Annotated in this window: 20 protein-coding genes and 1 tRNA gene; 11 read left to right on the forward strand and 10 right to left on the reverse strand. The window is 64.3% G+C overall.

Features of this window, described 5'->3' with window-relative positions; all coding sequences use genetic code 11:
* Positions 1-16: 16 nt before the first annotated feature.
* Positions 17-1,150 (forward strand): iron-containing alcohol dehydrogenase, encoded by a 1,134-nt coding sequence (locus R3C13_RS04330; RefSeq protein WP_371309564.1) that lies wholly within the window; start codon positions 17-19, stop codon positions 1,148-1,150.
* Between the two features lie 14 nt (positions 1,151-1,164).
* Here the strand turns inward: R3C13_RS04330 and R3C13_RS04335 are convergent, their stop codons facing one another.
* The 3 genes from R3C13_RS04335 to R3C13_RS04345 form a co-directional block, all read right to left on the reverse strand.
* Positions 1,165-2,142: a hypothetical protein gene (locus R3C13_RS04335; protein ID WP_371309565.1), complete on the reverse strand. Its 978-nt coding sequence runs from the start codon at positions 2,140-2,142 to the stop codon at positions 1,165-1,167.
* Between the two features lie 146 nt (positions 2,143-2,288).
* Positions 2,289-3,233 (reverse strand): hypothetical protein, encoded by a 945-nt coding sequence (locus tag R3C13_RS04340; RefSeq protein WP_371309566.1) that lies wholly within the window; start codon positions 3,231-3,233, stop codon positions 2,289-2,291.
* 121 nt (positions 3,234-3,354) lie between these two features.
* Positions 3,355-4,785 carry a carotenoid oxygenase family protein gene (locus R3C13_RS04345; protein ID WP_371309567.1) on the reverse strand — a complete coding sequence of 477 codons (1,431 nt, stop codon included), beginning with the start codon at positions 4,783-4,785 and terminating at the stop codon, positions 3,355-3,357.
* A 53-nt stretch (positions 4,786-4,838) separates the two neighbouring features.
* Between R3C13_RS04345 and R3C13_RS04350 the strand changes: the two genes are divergently transcribed.
* Together R3C13_RS04350 and R3C13_RS04355 are read left to right on the forward strand one after the other, a co-directional pair.
* Positions 4,839-5,438, forward strand: coding sequence for a TetR/AcrR family transcriptional regulator (locus R3C13_RS04350; RefSeq protein ID WP_371309568.1), 600 nt, complete (start codon positions 4,839-4,841; stop codon positions 5,436-5,438).
* A gap of 33 nt (positions 5,439-5,471) precedes the next feature.
* The gene (locus tag R3C13_RS04355) at positions 5,472-5,894 is read left to right on the forward strand and encodes a hypothetical protein (protein ID WP_371309569.1); all 423 of its coding nucleotides are present in this window, start codon (positions 5,472-5,474) and stop codon (positions 5,892-5,894) included.
* A 9-nt stretch (positions 5,895-5,903) separates the two neighbouring features.
* Here R3C13_RS04355 and R3C13_RS04360 read toward each other — a convergent pair whose 3' ends face one another.
* Positions 5,904-6,287: a hypothetical protein gene (locus R3C13_RS04360; protein ID WP_371309570.1), complete on the reverse strand. Its 384-nt coding sequence runs from the start codon at positions 6,285-6,287 to the stop codon at positions 5,904-5,906.
* A 195-nt stretch (positions 6,288-6,482) separates the two neighbouring features.
* On the opposite strand from R3C13_RS04360, the gene R3C13_RS04365 reads away from it, so the two are divergent.
* Entirely contained in the window at positions 6,483-7,775 is a 1,293-nt protein-coding gene (locus R3C13_RS04365) for a polyhydroxyalkanoate depolymerase (RefSeq protein ID WP_371309571.1), read from the forward strand.
* A gap of 4 nt (positions 7,776-7,779) precedes the next feature.
* Here the strand turns inward: R3C13_RS04365 and R3C13_RS04370 are convergent, their stop codons facing one another.
* Genes R3C13_RS04370 through R3C13_RS04380 form a run of 3 tightly spaced genes read right to left on the reverse strand, consistent with a single transcriptional unit; the run spans position 7,780 to position 10,032 of the window.
* Positions 7,780-8,397 carry a hypothetical protein gene (locus R3C13_RS04370; protein WP_371309572.1) on the reverse strand — a complete coding sequence of 206 codons (618 nt, stop codon included), beginning with the start codon at positions 8,395-8,397 and terminating at the stop codon, positions 7,780-7,782.
* Between the two features lie 40 nt (positions 8,398-8,437).
* Complete coding sequence (locus tag R3C13_RS04375) at positions 8,438-9,244, reverse strand: HupE/UreJ family protein (protein ID WP_371309573.1); 807 nt, start codon at positions 9,242-9,244, stop codon at positions 8,438-8,440.
* The gene (locus R3C13_RS04380; RefSeq protein WP_371309574.1) at positions 9,241-10,032 is read right to left on the reverse strand and encodes a ZIP family metal transporter; all 792 of its coding nucleotides are present in this window, start codon (positions 10,030-10,032) and stop codon (positions 9,241-9,243) included. The genes R3C13_RS04375 and R3C13_RS04380 overlap by 4 nt, the downstream gene beginning before the upstream one ends.
* A 150-nt stretch (positions 10,033-10,182) precedes the next feature.
* On the opposite strand from R3C13_RS04380, the gene R3C13_RS04385 reads away from it, so the two are divergent.
* Genes R3C13_RS04385 through R3C13_RS04400 form a run of 4 tightly spaced genes read left to right on the forward strand, consistent with a single transcriptional unit; the run spans position 10,183 to position 13,541 of the window.
* A complete protein-coding gene (locus R3C13_RS04385; RefSeq protein WP_371309575.1) occupies positions 10,183-10,830 on the forward strand; it encodes a DUF2796 domain-containing protein in 648 nt (215 codons plus the stop codon).
* Positions 10,831-10,840: 10 nt separating this feature from the next.
* Positions 10,841-11,536: an ABC transporter ATP-binding protein gene (locus R3C13_RS04390; protein WP_371309576.1), complete on the forward strand. Its 696-nt coding sequence runs from the start codon at positions 10,841-10,843 to the stop codon at positions 11,534-11,536.
* Positions 11,533-12,801 (forward strand): ABC transporter permease, encoded by a 1,269-nt coding sequence (locus R3C13_RS04395; protein WP_371309577.1) that lies wholly within the window; start codon positions 11,533-11,535, stop codon positions 12,799-12,801. The genes R3C13_RS04390 and R3C13_RS04395 overlap by 4 nt, the downstream gene beginning before the upstream one ends.
* 53 nt (positions 12,802-12,854) lie before the next feature.
* Entirely contained in the window at positions 12,855-13,541 is a 687-nt protein-coding gene (locus R3C13_RS04400) for a DUF3299 domain-containing protein (RefSeq protein ID WP_371309578.1), read from the forward strand.
* A gap of 17 nt (positions 13,542-13,558) precedes the next feature.
* On the opposite strand, the gene R3C13_RS04405 is transcribed toward R3C13_RS04400, so the two are convergent.
* Positions 13,559-13,645, reverse strand: a tRNA-Leu gene (locus R3C13_RS04405).
* A gap of 87 nt (positions 13,646-13,732) precedes the next feature.
* Here R3C13_RS04405 and R3C13_RS04410 point away from each other — a divergent pair.
* Positions 13,733-14,371 (forward strand): exopolysaccharide biosynthesis protein, encoded by a 639-nt coding sequence (locus R3C13_RS04410; RefSeq protein WP_371309579.1) that lies wholly within the window; start codon positions 13,733-13,735, stop codon positions 14,369-14,371.
* Positions 14,372-14,420: 49 nt separating this feature from the next.
* Positions 14,421-14,939 (forward strand): disulfide bond formation protein B, encoded by a 519-nt coding sequence (locus R3C13_RS04415; protein ID WP_371309580.1) that lies wholly within the window; start codon positions 14,421-14,423, stop codon positions 14,937-14,939.
* On the opposite strand, the gene R3C13_RS04420 is transcribed toward R3C13_RS04415, so the two are convergent.
* Together R3C13_RS04420 and R3C13_RS04425 are read right to left on the reverse strand one after the other, a co-directional pair.
* A complete protein-coding gene (locus tag R3C13_RS04420; RefSeq protein ID WP_371309581.1) occupies positions 14,936-15,958 on the reverse strand; it encodes an SDR family oxidoreductase in 1,023 nt (340 codons plus the stop codon). The two genes, R3C13_RS04415 and R3C13_RS04420, sit on opposite strands and share 4 nt — an antisense overlap.
* Positions 15,959-16,018: 60 nt before the next feature.
* Complete coding sequence (locus R3C13_RS04425; protein WP_371309582.1) at positions 16,019-16,954, reverse strand: DMT family transporter; 936 nt, start codon at positions 16,952-16,954, stop codon at positions 16,019-16,021.
* On the opposite strand from R3C13_RS04425, the gene R3C13_RS04430 reads away from it, so the two are divergent.
* Complete coding sequence (locus tag R3C13_RS04430; protein ID WP_371309583.1) at positions 16,953-17,237, forward strand: hypothetical protein; 285 nt, start codon at positions 16,953-16,955, stop codon at positions 17,235-17,237. The two genes, R3C13_RS04425 and R3C13_RS04430, sit on opposite strands and share 2 nt — an antisense overlap.
* Positions 17,238-17,244: the final 7 nt, after the last annotated feature.

A 17,244-nucleotide genomic window follows, 5' to 3' on the forward strand; every position in this document is an offset into this window, starting at 1 on the left:
TTTGCGGAGGCCCGACATGCCCGTCATCACCTATCTCACCACCTGCATCTTCGATTCCGGCGCGCTGAAGCAGCTGGCGAACGTGTCGAAAAACCTCGGCATCACGCGGCCCTTCATCGTCACCGATCCGGGCATCAAGGCGGTGGGGATCCTGGCGAAGGTGGAAGACGCCCTCGGCATGGCGCCCGCAGGCGTGTTTGCCGACACCGTGCCGAACCCGCTGGAAAGCCAGGCCAAGCAGGTCGCCGCACTGTACAAGGAATGCGGCGCCGATGGCCTCATCGCGGTCGGTGGCGGCTCGTCGATGGACCATGCCAAAGCCATCGGCCTGCTGGTTTCCCATGACGAACCGCTGGAAGCCTATGCCGCAATCACCGGCGGGGCGAAGAAGATCAAGAAGATCCCGCCGCTGGTCGCCATTCCCACCACGGCCGGCACGGGCTCGGAAGTCTCCGTCGGCACGGTGGTGACGCTGGAGAACGGGCGTAAGGAAACCATTGTCTCGCCGAACCTCATCCCGGCCACCGCGATCTGCGACCCGGACCTGACCCTCGGCCTGCCTGCCGGCCTTACCGCCGCGACCGGCATGGACGCCGTCACCCATTGCATCGAGGCGGTGCTGGCGCCGTCGATCAATCCGCCCGCGGAAGGTATCGGCTATGAAGGCGTCTATCGCGCGCTCGGCAATGGCTGGCTGAAGAAGGCCGTGAAGGACGGCGCCGATGCAGAGGCCCGCTGGAACATGATGATGGCGAGCTATGAGGGTGCGCTGGCATTCGTGAAGGGCCTCGGCGGCGTGCATGCGCTGTCCCATGCGGCGGGACGCCTGCACGAGAAAAAGCTGCACCATGGCACGCTGAATGCGATCTTCCTGCCGCACATCCTGCGCTTCCATGCGGGATCTGCCGACGAGAAATATGCGCGCCTGCGCCAGGCCATGGGCCTGAAGCCGGGCGCTGACCTCGGCGATGCCATCGAAGCCCTGAATGAAGACCTCGGCATCCCGAAAACGCTTTCAGCGATTGGCCTGACCGCCGGCGATGCACAGGGCGTCGTGGATTTCGCCCTCAAGGATCTCGCCCATTTCGGTAATCCGAAAGCGATGAGCGCGGACGATTACGCGAAAGTCTACGAGACCGCCCTCGGCTGAAGCGCCGGGAGCTTCTAGTGAGGCTCCCGCTTCATGTTGCGGGCAATTTCGTAAACCTGGTTGGTCGCGCTGCGATTTCCCCGGACACTGTAGAGGCTGTGCAGGAAGTCTGCGTCCCAGTCCGTCATGGCGTGGACCGTCGCGCCCGGAGACGGGCTGAACAGGTTGAGGATCGAGGGCTGGCTGACCGTTTCAAGGTCGGCGGACACCTGCGCCAGGCTGACCATGGTGAGATAGTCGGCCACCGCTGTCAGCGGGACGCCTTTGACCTGGTTCACATCGACGATGATGATGGTGCGGAACAATTCTTCGCGCGTGTCCAGCGAAACACGGCTGCCGGGACTGTCGGAAACGGGAGCAACATCCGATATCTTGACATTTGACCTGCCACGCTTGGTGAGCGCAGCTTCGCCACCCCCCGCAAGCCCCAGAAGGGACCGGCCGTCATCGTTCATTTCCTGAGAGATGCGCCACCAGCGGACGGGTCGGTCATTGGTGAGGAATTCCTCCAGCGCTTCGCGTCCCTCTGTCAGGATAAATCTATGGCTATAATAGGCGAACAGGGATTTGCGCTTCTCGAAGAGGCCCTTCGCAAGCCCGTTCGGATCTTCCGTTACATAAATGAGGATGTCCGGCTCGCACCCCGGCGCTTCCGGCTGAAGACCGAGGCTGGCCGCATGGGCGGAAATGCGGTCGACGAGATACTGGGCCTGGTCCTCGCGCATGCCCGCCACGGAGGTACACACGCCGCGATTCCAGCGCGCCAATTGTTCCTTCGGCTTGTTCGCGTCCAGAACTTCATCGACGAACGCCTTTGCCTGTTCCGGGCTGCGGCCGGTGACCGTGACGGTATCGATGATCAGCGGGGCTTCGTCGAGCGCCCCGGTCGTTCCGGTACCCAGATCTTCCGACGCCAGGGCCGGCACTGCCAGGATTGCTGCAGACGCAAACGCCACGCATGCGGCCAGTGTCTTGTGCGTAAAGTGCGGCATGTCAGCCCCTTGCTGTTTCCACCTAAGACGGAAGACAGCAAGCCCAACCTTCGCAGGCCTGTCAAGGCTTGCGGCCAGCAAAGAGCGACCGGGAGAAGGCCTCCCGGTCGCTCTTCTGCATACAGATAATTATCCTGACGGAAATGTCAGCGCTTCGGCTGGCGTTCCATCTGGCGGGCGATGTCGCGCACCTGCTGGAAGGACGTCAGATCGCGCTGCGAGCTGTAAAGGCCTTGCAGGAAGTCGAAATCCCAGTCGGTCATCGTGCGCGGCTGTTCGGAGGCATTCTCGTCGAACAGGTTGAGGATGGAAGGCTGGGCCAGCGTATCGAGTTCGGGGTCGACCTGCACCAGGCTGACCATGGTGAGATAATCGGCCAGCGCCGCCAGCGGAATGCCCTGCATCTGTTTCACGTCGACGATGACAATGGCACGATAGAGATTCTGCCGTGTGTTGGACTGGATGCGGCTGCCCTTGCTCTTGGAGACAGGCGCGCCGGTGCCGATCGTGGAGACGGCATCGACGCCGCCGGTGCCGGCGCCGTGCGAGCGGCCATCTGCCGTGACTTCCTGCGCGATATGCCACCAGCGCACCGGCTGGCTGCTGGTCAGGAAATCGTCCAGCGCGGACCGGCCAGCCGTTTTGATGAAGGTGGTGCTGTAATAGGCGAAGAAGGATTTGCGCTTTTCAAAGAGGCCCTGCGCGAGGCCGTTCGGGTCGTCTGTCACAAAGATCAGGACGTCCGGCTCGCAGCCCGGCTCGCCGGGGCGCAGGCCGACCTGGGCGGCGCGGGCCGAGACTTGGTCGATCACATATTGCGCCTGCTCCGGCTTCAGGCCGGACAGCGTCATGCAGACGCGGTCGTCCCAGCGGGCAAGCTGCTCGTCAGAGCGCTTCGAGATGACGACATCCTCAATGAATTTCTGCGCCTTGGCGGGGCTGCGGCCCGTGACGGTGACGGTTTCGATCACCAGCGGCGCGTCTTCCGCTGGCACCGGCGCATCTTCAGACGCCTGCGCGGCACCGGACAGGAGGACCGCCAGCGAACAGGATGCCGCGATGAGGAAATTGCGAATTTTCAGATGTGGCATGAAGACTCCCGAACCACTTGCCACCTCTACCTTCGCCCGAAATCACCCTGCCCCATCTCTTATCGTTTATCAAGATGTGCAAGCTGAATTTCACGAAATCTTCGCGCGCGATCCGACACGCTCAGATGGACGGGATGAAATTGCCGTGGAAGCCGGGCGGGATGCGATGCGGAATGTGGATCCGTGCCACCGGATCGGCGGTGAAGTTCGCTGCATCCAGGATGACGAGTTCCGATCCGCCGGTATTTGTGTCCGACACGAAGCCGACCAGCCAGCCTTCATCCTCCCCTGCCCGCTCATGGGCCGGCACGAAGACGAATTCGCCCGGAATGCGGCCGGGGCCGAAGTCATGCACTTCGCGGGTGCGGGTGCCGAGATCGTGCTTGAAGAGCCGGGTCTGGCTGATGAAATCCGTTTCGCCCAGCGCGATGGCATAGGCATAGCGGTATGGCTGGCCGGTGAGGCGCTCGTCATAGCGGGGGAATTCCTGCGGATCAGCATCCACCATATCGCGCGTCACGCGGCGGGTGGCGGGGTCGATGGTGAGCGACTCGAATTTCGAGGCCGAGGTCTCCGGTCCGTTTATTCCGGACACGAACATGTTTTCATAGACGCAGGCATCCATGATCACCTTGCCGTCTTCGGTCTCGTATGCATTTGCCGGATGGAAGATGAAGCAGGGATCGACCGCGCACCAGATGATGTCGCTGCCCTTGCCGTTGCGCGGCAGGAGGCCGATCCGGGCGGCGTGTTTCGGGTTCCAGCGGAACGGGAAACTTTCCCCGCCGATCAGCGCCGCCATGGAAAACGTGACGGGCAGATCCAACACGATCACATAGTTCGGCGTGACCTGGCAGTCATGGATCATCGGGCCGTTCTGCACCTCGATCGGCTCGTTGCGGGTGATCGTGCCGTCCGGCCCCAGCACGGTGTGCCAGATCGTGGTCAGATTGCCGCCGGCATAGCAGATCGTGTGCATCTCGCCGGTTTCGGGATCGAGATGCGGGTGGGCGGAAAAGGACTCGCCCAGCGTACCGCCAAAATCCGAATGGGCGATCGTGTCGAGCGTGCCGGACACCTCGACCGGATGGCCACCCGCCTCGACGATGGCCAGCAGCTTTCCGGCATGGCTGACAATGTTCGTGTTCGCCGTATCGGTGCGTGGATTGCGCGGGCCCGGTGCGCGCGCCTCGCCAAGGATGTCGCTGACCGCATTGGAGCGCACCCAGCGGTTGCGGTACCAAAGCGCCTTGCCGCCCTCGATCCGCACGCCGTGCAGCATGGCATCGCCCAGGAACCAGTGATGCGTCGCCGGGTTCACCTTCTGCAACGGGTTCGGCCCGTTGCGGACATAGAGGCCGTTGAGGCCGGCCGGAATGGTGCCGGTGACATTCAGGGCTTCGTCGGTCACTTCCTGCGTCACCGGCGTGTGGACGCCTCCCATATAGGGGTTCGGCGCCTTCGCCTTGCGCCGGTCACGGTTGAACTCCCCGAGAGCGAGGACGCCTTTGGTGACGACGCCGCGGATGGCAGCTTCAACAGGGCTCGGCATGGCAGGACTCCTTGTCGCGTTGCGGAGGCGGGGAAAATGTTTACACTGATAACATGCCCTCAGATGATAACACTGTCAACATAAATTCGAGAGAGGGTCGCTACCATCATGGCGACCTGCGCTCCGCCCTGATCGGGGAAGGCCTCGCCGAGCTCGAGACCAAGTCGCCCGAACAGGTGAGCCTGCGCGAGATTGCCCGGCGGGCCGGCGTGTCGGCGACGGCGGTCTACCGCCACTTCCCTGACAAGGCGGCCCTGCTGACGGCGCTGTGCAAGGTGGGCGACGAGCGCCTTGGCGAAGCCTTCCGCTCGGCCATGGCCCGCGCCGAGCCCGGCCGGGAAGCCTTCAGGGCGATGGGACAGGCCTATGTGCGTTTCGCCCTCGCCAACCCCACCCTGTTCCGCATGATGATGACGAGGCCAGACCCGTCTGCCGGCCCTGGCGGGTCGGACGACACACAGGCATTCGCCTCTTCCATCCTCTCGGACGCGCTGAAAGCGCTGATGCCGCCCGATGCCACGCCGGCCGAGCGACGGACGAAGCGGATCCAGGCCTGGGCGATGGTGCACGGCCTCGCCATGCTCATGCTGGATGGGCAGGTGCCGGCCGAGGACGGCCTGATCGACCAGGTCGTGGATACGAGCCTCCTCTAGGCTGCCCGGCGAATCCTGCGCATACTCCGCGCCATGCTTGAACAGATTGCCCGTTTCGCCACCCATCTTGGCCTGGTCTTCACGTCACTGGCCGTGGGCGCCGCATGGGTTGCCGCCATCGCCTCGCCGAATTGCAGCTTCGACAAGCTGGACGGCAGCCGGGCCGACCGGCATGTGCGCGAATTGCTGAACCAGACGGCCATTCCGATTGCCGGCATGATGCTGGCGGCGGGTGCCTTTTTCATGCTGGCGACCAGCTGGGCCGCCGGAGCGACCGCCATGCTTGCCGCCTTCGGCTTCTATTCGACGCGCTGGATGCTGGCCCCGAAAGTGGGCAAGACGCCGAAAGGCATGAAGACCAGCCACAAGGGCCAGCGCGCCGTCTCGGTCAGCCTGACGCTGGTGTTCATGCTGATTGCCGTCACCGCGGCCGTACTTGGCATCATCGGCATCTGACGCCGCGCGTCAGGAATAGACGACCCAGAGGCAGCCCATCTCGTGCAGGCGGCGGAAATCGTCCGTCGACCGGCGGGCGGCGCGGCGGGCGACTTCGCCGGCGGATTTGCGATTGGTGGCCAGCATCATCACGCAGGCGGCAAGGCCGACAAAGAACATCCACCAGGCAACCATCACCGTCCCGACCCCGCCGATGAAGCAGAGCGCATAGGCCACAATGTCCAACGCCTTGAACTGCAGGGCGTGAAAGCGGCCGAATTCCCTGAGCAGCTCCGGCCGCTTATGCAGCATTTCGGCGTCCACCGCGAAGCGCTGCCCGGCACCATGGTCGAACACAAGGGCCCGCGTCATGCGGCCGCCGCGGTGCGGATTGGGCTGGCATTTGAGGAACATCTCGCCACTCCTTAACCGGTACTGGCCTGAAATTAGCAGCCGGGCCTTAATCCCCGGCAGGTTGTGGCGTGGAAATTTCGCCAGGATTCAAAACCTTGCGTTAAACCTAAGTCCACGCCCCCGCATGGCGAATCCGTTTGCCACAAGCGGTTCCGGCCCGTATGTTGCAATGCAGCATGAAAGGTTGGTAAGGCGATGCTTTATTCTCTCGTCGAATTGAACCGGGCTGCGATGGCACCCATGCGCCTTGCCGTAAAGGCCGGACGTCTTGCGCTGAAATCGCCGCTGAACCCAATCGCCAATACAGATTACGGCAAGTCGCTTGCGGCCTTCGCCGACGTGTTTGAAAGCACGACGCGCTATTACGGCAAGCCGGAATGGGGCATCGAGAGCGTCAAGATCAACTCGGCGCCGGTGAAGGTCACGCCGACCACGGCCTGGCAATCGCCCTGGTGCACGTTGGTCCATTTCAAGAAAGATCCCGAACGCCTCGCCGCAGCGCGCAAGCCGGGCTCGCCGCCCCTGCCCCGCATGCTGATCGTCGCACCGCTGTCCGGCCACTATGCGACTCTGCTGCGCGGGACGGTCGAAGGCTTCCTCGCGACACATGACGTCTACATCACCGACTGGACCGATGCGCGCATGGCGCCGATCTGGCTCGGCCGTTTCGATCTCGACGATTATATCGATCATGTCCGTAGCATGATCACCCATATCGGCCCGGGCGCGCACGTGCTGGCTGTCTGCCAGCCGGGCCCGCCGACGCTGGCAGCGATCTCGATGATGGCCGAAGACAACGATCCGCACCGCCCGGCGACGATGACGTTCATGGGCTCGCCCATCGATGCGCGCCGCAGCCCGACCATTCCGAACGAACTGGCCGAGGAACGCCCGTTCGAATGGTTCCAGCAGAACATGATTCACACCGTGCCGGGGCCCTATCCGGGCGCATTCCGGCGGGTCTATCCGGGCTTTGTCCAGCTCGCCTCGTTCATGAACATGAACTGGAGCCGGCACGTCGATGCGCAGTGGCAATTCTTCAACCACCTGGTCGACGGCGACGGCGACAATGCCGGCAAGCACCGCGAATTCTATGACGAATACCTGTCGGTGCTGGACCTGACGGAAGAGTTCTACCTGCAGACCATCCTGCGCGTGTTCCAGGAACACCACCTTGCGCGCGGTATCCTGAAGTATCGCTACCAGCGCAAGGTGAAGCCGTCCGCCATCCGCGATGTCGCCCTGATGACCGTCGAGGGCGAGAAGGACGACATTTCAGGCATCGGCCAGACGCAGGCGGCGCATGATCTGTGCACGAAGCTTCCGGAAGACATGCAGCATGACTACATCCAGCCGGGTGTCGGCCATTATGGCGTGTTCAACGGCAACCGCTTCCGCACCGAGATCGCCCCGCGCGTGACGCAGTTCACCCGGCGCTTCACGAAGCGCGACTTGGACGAGGCTCTGGCACTGGAAAACCGCGACTGATTGATCAGTCGGCGGACAGGGCCACCATCAGGCAATCTGCCGCCAGCATCGGATCGGCCGTTTCGGGCGCGCCGAGATAGGCCGACGCCTTTTCGAGGGCGAAGCTTTCCGCCGTTTCCCGCTCAGCCTTTCCGGCCATGTCCGACAGGGCATCGCGGCGCGAACAGCTGACGCCTTCCACGCGCAGGCTGTTGCCGCTTTCGACAAGCCGCACCGCATAGGGCAGCTCCGTGCCGAAGGGCACGGCAAGGTAGATCAGGGCCGGCTCGCCATCGCCGACGCGGTCAAAGCGGACATCGTAGACGAGGCCGCCATCGACCCGGCGCACGGAAAAGCCTGCGAGGTCTTGCGCCTGCAGGCTGACCAGCCAGTCGATCATCGCGCGGGTGCGTTCGGACTTCGCCTTTTCGAGCTTCATCTCGGAAAAGGCCCGCATCAGTTCGGCCACGGGATCGACGGTCGTAGCCGGATCGGCGGAGGGGACAAACATGTTGGCGGGCGGCATCAGGCCAGACCCTTTTGGACCGGAGGCAACCGCATACTGTCCGTAGGAGATGGACGCCGTGATCGCAGCCGCAACAGCAGCGGACGTCACTTTCATCAGCATTGGCAGTTGCAGCATGGGCGGGCCTCCTCGCAATCGAGAGGGGCCCTTTCGCGCATCAACCCTGAAGGAAGGCCCTCTCGATGGCCCACCATAGGCCCGCAATCCCTATCAGAAGGGAAACGGGCCAGACGAGGACGTGCCGGTACTGATCGGCCCGGTGCATGCGCGCCAGGACGCCCCTGACAAGCAGCGAAACTGCAAGCGCCATGCCGATCACGGTCAGCTGGCCGACCTCGACGCCGACATTGAAGCCGATGAGGGCCGGCCAGAAGATCTGCTGTGGCAGGCCCAGCTCGCCGAAGGCGCCGGCAAAGCCCATGCCGTGGATGAGACCGAAGCCGAAGGCGAGCAGCGGCCGCCAGGGCTGCATCTCCTTGAACAGGATGTTCTCAAACGCCGCCCAGGCGATGGTGAGGGCGATCAGTGGTTCGACAATGCCGCCCGGCGGAGCAATGAAACCGGCCGCCGTCAGGCCCAGCGTGACCGTATGCGCCACGGTAAATGCCGAGATCTGGAGCAGCAGCGGCCGCACCCGCGTGCTCGCCAGGAACAGGGCCAGCACGAACAGGATATGGTCCAGCCCCATGGGCAGGATGTGCTGGAAGCCGATGCCGACATAGAAGGCCGCCGTTTCGAGGGGCGAGCGGTCAAGGCTGACCGTATCCTCAAGCCCGGTATCGGCCGTGGGGCGGTCTTGAGGATCGGCGTCGGCGCTGTCGAGGCGCGCAAGTTCCTGGCAGAGCGCCGGGTCCATGCCGCTGCCCCCGGCACAGAATTCATCCTGCGGATGGGCGGACGCGGCCTGCGGCAGCACGCAATAAGCGGCAAGGAAGCAGACAAGGGCCGCGAGCAGCCACCTCATTGGTGCGCCTCGATCAGGCCGTGGTCATCATGCGTCTCGTGCCCGCTGCCGTCATGACTGTGCAGCGGCAGCAGCGTCATCAGCACGGCGAGCACGACCCCTGCCCCGAGCGCCAGGAAGCCGCGCGCCGGCGGCTCCTCCTGCAACGGTTCCATCAGCGGACCTGTCGCAACGAAGAGGAGAAGGCCTGCCGACAGGGCGAACAGGCTGCCCGTTACGTCGGGCGTCAGGCCGTGCAGGAACGGCCCCGTGACGACGACCGCCAGCGGCGTGGTCACGCCTGCTGCCAGGAAGGCCCAGAAGAAGGATTCCTTGTTGGTAAAGCTGTGCCGGCGCAGGATCGCAAAGGCGATGATGCCTTCCGGGTATTCATGCAGCATCAGCGAGAGCGCCGCATAGACGCCCGAGGTGAAGTTCCCTGCGAAAGTGACGGCATAGATCGTTCCGTCCATGAAGGAATGCATGGCGACCGCAGCCAGCGGCGTGATCGCGGCGGCGCGGGCCATGTCGGCGGTCTCCGGCAGCGCGGTCCGGATGCCTTTTTCGAGCAGCAGGCCCGCATAAAAGCCGATCGCCATGAAGATCGGCGCATGGCGTGACAGGTGCATCGATTCCGGCGCGATATGGATGAGGCTGAGCGTCAGCAGCATGCCCCCCGCGGCCAGGGCGAACAGGCCGGAATGCCGTGCACTCCAGTCTCCGCGAAGGTAAACGGTCACGAGTCCCGCCGTCGTGATCAGCGCGGCGGTCAGGGCAAACAGCAAGGGAGCTTGCAGCGACTGAAACATGAAACTCCGGCGCCCGGTGCGATTCGGGGCCGCACCCAATGCGCCGCATACCCGCTTGAAGAAATGTAATATAGTCTCATTATCAGGCCTGCGACAAAAATCTTGACCTTTTCGCACTTATCCAGAGTTTGGCGCCCGGGAGGCCCACCGATGAAATCCAGCCACAGCCTGCGTTCCGGCGCACTTGCAGCAGTCATTGGCGCGATGCTTCTGGCGGCCTGCAGCGACCCGGCGGGCACGCCCTATGAGCCCCCCGCCCCGGCTGAACCGGCCGCCGTCCCAGCGCCAGAAGCTGCTTCCGAAGCGGTCGATGACAGCCCCGCAGCCGGCGAAGACCCGTTTGCCGACCCGGCCCTCGATGCCGAGGAAGCGCATGCAGACGACGAAGCCGGCGAGGTGCACGAGCATGGCGCCGGCGAACTTGCCGTGACGCGGGAAGACGATTTCCTGACGATGACGCTGGAAGCGCCGCTCGCGAATTTCGGCCTGTCCGAGAGCGACCCGCCCGGCGACACTGACGCAGAAGCCTATGCCGACAATCTCGCCGAGCCGATGGGCCCGACCCGGTGCGAGGAAACGGAACGCTCGGTCACGGCCCGCTCGACCGGCAGCCATGGCGCGATGACAGTATCGATCGTCTGGCGCTGCAAGAAGATCGAGCGGATCGAAGGCATGCGGTTCAACATCTTCAATCTCTATCCCGGCTTCCGTCATATCGATGCCGTTTATCTCGGCCCGGACGGTCACCAGGCGGCGCAGGAACTGACCCCGGACAATGCCGAACTCGACTTCTACTGAGCCCTCGCGGATGAGCGACGCCGCCATCTCGATCGAGGGCCTCCGCTTTGCCTGGCCGGGCCATCCGCCGGTGCTCGACATCGACCGGTTCGACATGGCGCGCGGCGAGCGCCTGTTCCTGCGCGGACCGTCCGGGTCAGGAAAGTCCACCTTGCTCGGCGTGATCGCCGGGGTGCTGCAGCCGCAGGCGGGCCGCGTCGACGTGCTCGGCCATGACATGATCGCCCTCAAGGCCGCCGGACGCGACCGGGTGCGGGCCGATCATCTCGGCGTCATCTTCCAGATGTTCAACCTCGTGCCCTATCTCTCCGTGACCGGGAATGTGACGCTGCCGCTCCTGTTCTCTCCGGTGCGTCGCAAGGCGGTGGGCGCGGAGGCAGAGCAGGAGGCGCGACGCCTGCTCGGCCGGCTCGGCCTCGACGATCCGGCGCTGCTGTCGCGGCGGGTGTCGGATCTTTCCGTCGGCCAGCAGCAGCGCGTTGCCGCCGCACGGGCCCTGATGGGCGGGCCGGACATTGTGATTGCGGATGAGCCGACCTCGGCCCTCGACAGCGATGCGCGCGACCGGTTCATCGAACTCCTCAGCGACGAGGCCGCCCGCACCGGCGCGGCGCTGCTGTTCGTCAGCCATGATGCGAGCCTTGCAAAACATTTCGGGCGTGCGGTGGATCTGGGCGAGATCAACAAGGCGGGGGTGGCGGCATGAGCGCGCTTCTCTCCCTCGCCTGGAAGAGCCTGATGAACCGCAAAGGCTCGGTGTTCCTTACACTCCTCGCGGTCGCCCTTTCCGTTGCGCTGTTCCTGGGCGTCGAGAAAGCCCGGACGGGCGCACGCGAGGGCTTCGGCGCCACGATTTCCGGCACCGACCTGATCATCGGTGCGCCGACCGGCAGCGTGAACCTGCTGCTGTATTCCGTGTTCAGAATGGGCAATGCGACGGCGGAAGTGTCCTGGCCAACCTATGAGAAGATTGCCGCGCGCGACGACATCGCCTGGACGGTGCCGATTTCGCTGGGGGACAGCCATCGCGGCTTTCGCGTGCTGGGCACCAACGATTCCTATTTCGAGCACTACAAATACGGCCGCAACGAAGCGCTTAAATTTGCCGAAGGCAAGGAATTCAACGACCTGTTCGATGCCGTGATCGGCGCCGATGTGGCGCGGGAACTCGGCTACACGATCGGTTCTCCCATCGTGTTGTCGCATGGGCTGGGTGCGGCGGATTTCGGGTCCGGCCATGAGAACCGGCCCTTCCGCGTCTCCGGCATCCTCGCCCCGACCGGCACGCCGGTCGACCGCACCGTGCACGTGTCACTCGAAGCGATCACCGCCATCCATGTCGGCTGGGAGACGGGCGCGAAGAACCCGCTCTCCGATTCAATCAGTGAAGAAACGATCCGCAGCTTCAACCTGACGCCCAAATCCGTCACCGCTGTGTTTGCGGGCCTGAAGCGCAAGGGCACGATCCTGCGCACGCGCCGCGAGATCAACACCAACAAGGGCGAGCCGCTGATGGCGATTATCCCCGGCGAGGCGCTGGCAGAGCTGTGGAGTGTCACCGCCATGGCGGAGCGGGCGCTGATGGCCGTGTCGGTCTTCGTCATCGCGGTCGGGGTCGTCTCGATCCTCACATCCATCCTCACCAGTCTCAATGAGCGGCGGCGGGAAATGTCGATCCTGCGCGCGGTCGGCGCCCGGCCGGGGCATATTTTCGGCCTGTTGACGCTGGAGGCCGGCCTGATCGGCTTCATCGGGGCGGTGCTTGGCATTCTTCTGGTCAACGGGCTCGTCGCTGTGGCGGGGCCGATGATCCACCAGCGCTATGGCATCTCGTTGGGAGGGACGGGGCCCGGCCTGACCGACCTGATCGTCCTGGCCGCGGTGACGCTTGCCTCGCTGGTGGCCGGCGCGATCCCCGCCTGGGCCGCTTTCCGCCGTTCGCTGGCCGATGGCCTTTCCGTCCGGGTCTGAGCCACAGCGAAAGTCCTCTGGTCCCGTTTCCTCCCACCGCGTATGAAAGCCTCATGAAACAGCTGATCCTCCCTGCCCTGCTCGGCGCGCTCGCCCTTTCCTCAGCCTGCAATAAGGCGCCCGCGCCGGACGCCACCGCCCCGGCGGCGGCTGCGCCAGCCGAGGCAGCCGGCCCGCAGGTCGGCGACAAGATCGGCACGAGCGATGCCGAAAAGGCCGCGGCAAAAGAGGCGAGCATTGCCGCCGCCGCGGCAGAAGCGCTGCGCAAGGAAGAAGAGATCAAGGCGCGCGGCGTCACCGTGATCGGCTGGGAAGACCTGATGCCGGAAGGCGAGGAAGAGCGCCTGCAGGAAATGTATGCCGCGCAGATGGCGGCCATGTATTCGATCGCCGAAGGCTCCGCCGGCGATGCGCCGGTGCAGATCGGCTCGTTCAACACGGTCGATGCCTATGACGGCAAGAGCGTGCGTATCCCCGGCTATACGGTACCCTTCTCCTATGATGCGAAGGCTGAAATCTCGGAATTCCTGCTGGTGCCGTATTATGGCGCCTGTATCCACGCGCCGCCGCCGCCGCCGAACCAGACGCTGTTCATCCGGATTGCCGACCCGATCCCGCTGAAAGACCTGCCGCAGGCGGTGTGGGTGGAGGGCACGCTTCATGCACAACGCCAGGACAGCGACCTCGCGGACGCTGCCTACATCATCGACATGTCTCTTTTGGAGAAATACCAGTACTGACGGACTGACGGGAAAGATGGTGCCTCTGGCCGGACTCGAACCGGCACTCTGTCGCCAGAAACGGATTTTGAATCCGCCGCGTCTACCAATTCCGCCACAGAGGCCCCTGACAGGAAGCCGCTTCCTGCCCGATGCCCGGCGGCCCGTCAATCTCGCCCATGCGGCACCGACACAGGACCAGCACGCCCCTCATGACCGCCAGCGCCCAGACCAGTGACAAGACCCTGCTTCAGACGATTGAAGCGATGGCCGATGGCGCGCCGGGCGAAGGTTACACGCTGCGCGAAATCCTCGACCGGCTGGACGAGAGCGCGTTCGGCGCGGGCCTGTTCCTGCTGGCGCTGCCCTGCTGCATTCCCTTCCTTTATGGCGTGCCGCAGGTCGTCGCGCTGCCGATGATGGCGCTGGCGCTCCAGATGGCGATGGGCCGCGAACAGCCCTGGCTGCCGGAAAAGCTGGCCGTGCGCCGGATCGAGAAAGCGGGCCTCGTGGATACCGCAAAAGGCGGGCGCAAATGGCTGGGCTGGGTGGAGATCTTTTCGAAGCCGCGCCTTACCTTCCTGACCGGGCCGCGCTCGGAACGGATCGTCGGCGCGTTCCTGGTGTTCTTCTGCGCCTCCATCCTCGTGCCCCTGCCGATGACCAATACAGTGCCGGGCATTGCCGTGGCGCTCGCCGCCTTTGGCCTGATCAACCGCGACGGTCTGCTGGTGGTGCTTGGCTGCATCCTTGGCTTTGTCTGGGTGTCAGCGCTGCTTGTGCTCGGGCCGACGGCCGTGCTGGCCGCGATCCACTTCGTGAAGGACTGGGTGGGCGCACTCGTCTCGTGACGCTGCGCCGCACTTCACCCGGCCTCACGCCCAAGCTAGCGTGACCGCCATGTCGCTCCTGCGCCCCCTGTTGAAGGACTGGCAATGGCCTGTCGCCGCCATGCTGGTTTCGGCCTTCATGCTGGCCGCCGCCCATGCCTTCGAGACATTTGGAAAGCTCTATCCCTGCCCGCTCTGCCTCAGGCAGCGGGAAGTGTACTGGGCGCTGCTGGCGATGACGCTGACGGGTCTTGCCCTGTGGAAGGCAAAGCCGAAACGGCGCTTCCTGGTGGCGCTGAACGTGCTGATAGGCCTTGTCTTCGGCGTCGGCGCGGTGGTCGCGTTTTTCCATTCCGGCGTTGAATGGGGCATCTTCCCGCCGCCGGAAGGCTGCTCGGGCAGCGGGCCGATCGACCTCATGAACATCGGCGACCTCGACAAGCCGATGACGGTGCCCTCCTGCACCGACGCACCCTTCTATGTCGCGGGCCTCTCCATGGCCGGATGGAACGGCGTCGTCTCCACCGTGCTGGCGGTGGCGAGCTTCTTCGCCGCCGGGGCGACCTATCGCGGCGCCCGCACCTCCTAGACGATCTTCAGGTCTACAAGGCTCTGCGCGCCATCGAGGATGGCCTCTTCTTCCGTGCGCGGCGACCAGCCGAGGATTTTGCGGGCCTTTTCGTTCGACACGTGCCGCTCGCGGCCGAGCTCGGGGATCAGCTGGCCGAGCGGCGGATTGATGAGGGTCATCGCCTTCAGCAGCCAGTTGGGCAGCTCGCCCTTCGGCAGCTTCTTCGCATAGGCGGGATAGTGGTTGCGCAGCACATCTGCGACTTCGGACATCCACATGAATTTCCCGGCCGCCAGGAAGCGCTCACCCGCAGCCTGCGGCACCGTCATCGCGCGCACATGGGCATCGGCGACATCGCGAACGTCGACGACGCAGAAGCCGACTTTGGGAGACGCGGGCGCCTTGCCCGTCATCAGCTGGGTGAGGATCTGGATCGAGCTCGACACATCCTCGCTCATCGCAGGGCCAAGAACCGCAGACGGGTTGATGACCGCCAGTTCGAGGCCCTTCCCTTCGCCGTTCACATAATCCCAGGCCGCCTTCTCCGCGATCGTCTTCGACCGCGTATAGGCGGTATTGTCAGCGAGATTATCGGGATCGGACCAGTGTTCCTCCGTCAGCAGGCTGGGGCGCTTGTCTCCCCAGCCATAGGCGATTGCCGCCATGGAGGAGGTCATCACCACGCGCTTTACGCCAGCCGCTTTCGCCGCCTTCAGGACACGCAGGGCGCCGTCCCGCGCCGGGGCAACCAGCTCATCGGGATGTTTCGGAACGGTCGCCGGAAAGGGCGAGGCGACATGCTGGACATAGTCCATGCCTGCGACGGCCTTATCCCAGCCCTCGTCGGAGCTGAGATCGGCGGCGACGAGATCGACATGCACCGGCTTGCCGGCATAGGCGCTCAGCACCTTGTCGAGGCCGGGCCCCCGGGCGGTGGACCGCGCCGTTCCGCGGACTTCATGGCCCGCTTCCAGAAGCTGGTGGATGACATGCCCGGCGATGAAGCCGGTCGCACCGGTCACGAGAACTCTGGCCATTGAAATCTCCCTGATTTTTGTGAACTATGAACGAATTTATTATTGTTCACAAGGGTTATGTCAGGGCGCCTGGGCCGGCTTTCGTTTCTTCCTCTGCTCGCGCAGCGTGATGTAGGCGGTCGCCGAAATGATGATCGCCGTTCCCGCCCAGGCCCACATCCCCGGCAGGGTGTGGAAAAGGAGCCAGTCGACGCTCGCCGCCATGGGCAGGCGCAGATAGTCGATCGGCGACAGGAAGGAAGCATCCCCGATGGCCATGGCGCGGATATAACAATACTGGCCGACCACGCCGCAGGCCCCCATCAGTGCGATCATCGACCAGTCGTACAGGCTGGGCGGCACCGCCGGCCATTTCCAGATCACCAGCGGCAGCAGCATGATCGAGGACAGGAGGTTCGCCCAGATCAGCAGTGTCACCGGCCTGTGGCGGCGCGAGAGGACTTTCACCAGCGTGATAGCGCCGGCCATGCAGAAGGCCGCTGCAAGCGCGAGCACCATGCCGAAACTGATGCCCGACTGCGGCTGGGTCATCACGAGGACGCCGACAAAACCCGCCAGCGTCGCGCCCCAGCGGTGCCGCCCGACCGGCTCCTTCAGCAGGACAAAGGCGATGACGGTAATGAACAGCGACCGGGAAAAGCTGATCCCGTTGAATTCGGACAGGGGCAGGCCGAACTCGACCGACACGGCATAGAAGCCGAGGATGAAACCGAGCGTGCCGAACAGGCTGCGCAGCAGGACCAGACCCGGCTGGTGGACCCGCAGGATGGCCCAGCCATTGCTTAGCAGCACCGGCAGGGTGAGACAGAGCGCAACGAACGATCGCCAGAAGGCGAGGAAACCGGGATCGAAATGCGACGACTGGACTTTCGACAGGGTGAGGAACGCCGTGAACACGGCGCCGGAGGCGATCATCCAGAGCGCCCCTTCGAGGTTGCGGGACGACCCGGCCTCATTAACGTCGGCTAAACCGGATTGGTCAGGACTGATCGCCATGCTTGCCTTCACGCCTTCCGAAATTGACGAGATCGACGCCCTGTGGCGCAGCCTGCCCTATGACCATATGTGGACCGGATGGGCGGCGGCTGGCGAGTCGCCCGATCAGGTCTGGATCTTCCGCACACGGGCGCACTGGCGCCGTTTCCCGCTGAAGAAAGTCGAAACGGGCTACACCCTGTCCGACGAAAAGGGCCGGCGTGTGATCCGCGCCGCCTCGTTGCAGGAATTGCTGAGCGCTGTCGAGGCCATTCCCGGCCTCGACCCGACCTCAAAACCCTGAAGCCAGG

Source organism: Hyphomonas sp., from assembly GCF_041398385.1.
Classification (GTDB): domain Bacteria; phylum Pseudomonadota; class Alphaproteobacteria; order Caulobacterales; family Hyphomonadaceae; genus Hyphomonas.